A 3,039-nucleotide genomic window follows, 5' to 3' on the forward strand; every position below is an offset into this window, starting at 1 on the left:
TGACGTGCCACTGGCGGTTGATATCGCCGGGCTTCGGAGTGTACGTACGCACGGTTTTTGCCTTCGTTTGGTGTTCTAAGGTAGCGGCGCATTCTTCACAGAACACACGCGCAAAGTTGGTGATGCGCTACCGGAACTTCAGGTGAGGACTGAAATGTAACCAGTGGCCCAGAAAATCTCGGCTATTTCCGTGGACCAGGTTGGCCCTGCAACTGGGCCGCCACACGGACATAGCGTATCGAGGTTGGACACGCACAACGACTACCAAGGTTATCCTGCTGCCGTGGGTTAGGTCAAAAAGACCCGCAACAGCCCGACGACGCCGGTGCCTGGCCGGGGACTCAAGGCCCTCCGGCGATGAGGTTTAGGTGCCGGCGCTGCTGGATCCGCTGCTGCCGGGAAGGTTCAGCCCCAGCAGGGCCTTGATGCGTTCTTCAGCGTCCGGCCCGCTCTGTGCGGCGGCCATGTTGGCCTCGCTGACTGCCTGAACCACTTCATCGCGCTGGATTTTCACGCCGCGCGGGGCTTCGATGCCGAGCCTCACTCCATCCCGGCGGGCATCCAGGACGGTGATGACAATATCGTCACCGATCAGGATCCGCTCTCCGGGTTTTCGCGTCAGCACCAGCACGCGTCAACTCTATCGCAGGTGCTACTCGGCACGGCCGAGGCTGCGCCGCGCCGGTCTTCCGCCCCGAACCACCGGTAGACACCGGCAGCTGCCGCCGGATGATCCCGCTGTTTCCACCCAGGAGATCAACCACGCTGCGTCGCGGAAAGCGGACGTCAGAGCCAGGAAGCGTCGGACGGCTCGCCGTCCACCCATCCCACCGGCACGCCCAGTGTATTGACGGTTTTCGGCGTGCTGGTGTTCCGCACTCCGGTTACCGCCAAGCCGTCGGGGACCACAACGCGCTGCACAGCCTGCACCCAGCGGTCGGTATCCTCGGCCTTTCGGCCGGCGTCCACCGCCAGCCAGACCTGATCCGCCCCCAGTGCAGGCAGGATCGCGAGCAGGTCCAGGGACGGAGTGAGCGTCTGGCCCAGGCCGAACGCCACGAAGACGCTCTGCCCCCGTTCCACCCCCCGCGCCCGGGCGCCGATCGCAGTGTTGCGGTCCTGCACGGGGCGCCTGACATCGGCGGCATGGGCTCCGGCCATCTTGACCGTGTTCCCGCCGGTGGAGATCCAGTCTGCAGCCTCCGAGGGCGTGCCGTTGACGGCGGGAGCTGCGGCCGCCATGGAGTTGGCGGCCTCCAGTGCGTCATCGCCTTGGCCGATCACCAGCACCAGGTCTCCCGGGCCGTACAGCGTTGAGGGAACGGCAGGTCCCCCTTTCACGGCTGAACTTGAGCCCGGGCTGGAGGGCGCGCCGGCCGACTCGGGCCGTTCGTCCGGCAGGCGGTGTCCCGGCCGCTCGTCCGGCTGGGCCATTCCGGCCTGTGAAATGACGCCAATCACGACGTCGGTGCCGGCCACCGCGTCCGGGCCGCCCGGGGCGAGGGCCGGGCGGCGTGGGGCCGGTTCGACCGCCGTCGTTTCAGCAGCAGCGACAGGAGCGGCGGCGGCCGCACGGCGCCCCGTGGCGGCCGGCCGTTCGGTGGCGACGTCGGCAGCCTCACCGTGCCCGGCAGACGCGGCTGGACCCGTAACGGCTGCGGGGGCTGCCTCCGAGTCCTGTTCGGCGAGGTCAACCGGTTCTGCCGCACCGGCAGATATTGCCGCACCGGGGTCGGGCTGCGGGTCGGTCCGGCGTCGTCTCCAGCCGCTCCCAGGCGCAGCGGCCCCGGAGCCCGCCGCAGCGCCTCCGGACCCTGCCGGAGCCGCTCCTGGTCCTCCGGGGTTGGTTCCGGTACCCGTGGCGTTCCCGGGGCCTTCGCCGGGCGGTTCTTCCAGCTTCGCTCCGTCGGGCAACCGGGTGGGCCGGGCGGTGTTGAACGTCAGGTTGTCCATGATGACCGCGAACTGGTCGGTGTGGGTGGAGACGTGCAGTTCGGGGGCCTTGCCGTGCAACCTCGACTCGGTGCGCTCGGCGTCGGCCAGCAGCGCGGCGATGCCTGCGCGGGCTTTTTGGTCCAGCGCGTGCTGCCCGCGCAGGGCCGGCCCCGGCAGTTCCACGGTGACTTCGTAGTGCTCGCGGGCGAAAAACCCGCGGATGCCGCCGACCGTGACCTTCTCGGCCGCGACAATCTTCGCGTCGGGTCCGTGGTCGGCCAGGACCTTGTCCTTGAGTTCCTGCAGGGAAGCGCCTTTAAGCTGCAGCCGTCTGGCCGACACGCACTACCCCCACGGTCTCGATCTTTACATTGGCGGAGGTGACCTCCTGATAGGACAGTACCGGAAGTCCGCCGGCCTGCGCCGAGACCAGCCGCCGGATGGCCGGGCGCAGCGCGGGGGCACACACCAGCACGGCGGTGAGCCCGTTGGCTTCCGCCCTCTCGAGCGATTCCCGCAGCGACGCCAGCACGGCTTCGGTCCGCTCGGCCGAGAGCAGGATCTGGGTACCGTGCTCGGACGGCCGCATGCCTTCCAGCATCGACTGCTCCAGCGTCGGATCGATCATGATCACGCGCAGGAGCTGCCCGTCCAGGTACTGCGCGGTCAAGGCCGGGCCCAGCGCCTGCCGGGCGGCCTCGATCAGCCCCTCCGGGTCGGTGGAAGTCTTGGCCTTGAGCGCCAGCGCCTCGTAGATGCGCGGCAGGTCGTTGATCGGGATCTGCTCCGCCAGCAGCCCCTGCAGCACCCGCTGCACCTCGGCCAGCGAAAGCAGCGACGGGGTGAGCTCGTCGACGGCGGAGGGGTTGACGGACTTCACGCCCTCGGTCAGCACGCGCACGTCCTCGCGCGTGAGCAGCCGGGCGGCGTTGGCCGAGATCAGCGAGGACAGGTGGGTGACCAGCACGGAGACCCGGTCGATCACGGTGGCCCCGGCCATCTCCGCGCTGTGCCGCATCTCCGCCGGGACCCACTTGCCGGCCAGCCCGAACACCGGTTCCACCGTGGCGATGCCCGGCAGCGAGTCCAGGTTGTCGCCCAGCG

Annotated in this window: 3 protein-coding genes; all 3 read right to left on the minus strand. The window is 69.0% G+C overall.

What is annotated here, in order from left to right; translation table 11 throughout:
* Positions 1-364: 364 nt before the first annotated feature.
* The gene (csrA, locus tag AC5RWT_RS36175; protein ID WP_493966493.1) at positions 365-631 is read right to left on the minus strand and encodes a carbon storage regulator CsrA; all 267 of its coding nucleotides are present in this window, start codon (positions 629-631) and stop codon (positions 365-367) included.
* A gap of 155 nt (positions 632-786) precedes the next feature.
* Positions 787-2,277, minus strand: a complete 1,491-nt coding sequence (locus AC5RWT_RS36180; protein WP_494084431.1) for a hypothetical protein — start codon at positions 2,275-2,277, stop codon at positions 787-789.
* Positions 2,252-3,039, minus strand: a 788-nt coding sequence (locus tag AC5RWT_RS36185; RefSeq protein ID WP_494084432.1) for an FHIPEP family type III secretion protein, incomplete at its 5' end; no start/stop codon positions are given. The genes AC5RWT_RS36180 and AC5RWT_RS36185, both read right to left, overlap by 26 nt.

This window comes from Arthrobacter sp. Dra40 (assembly GCF_059091905.1).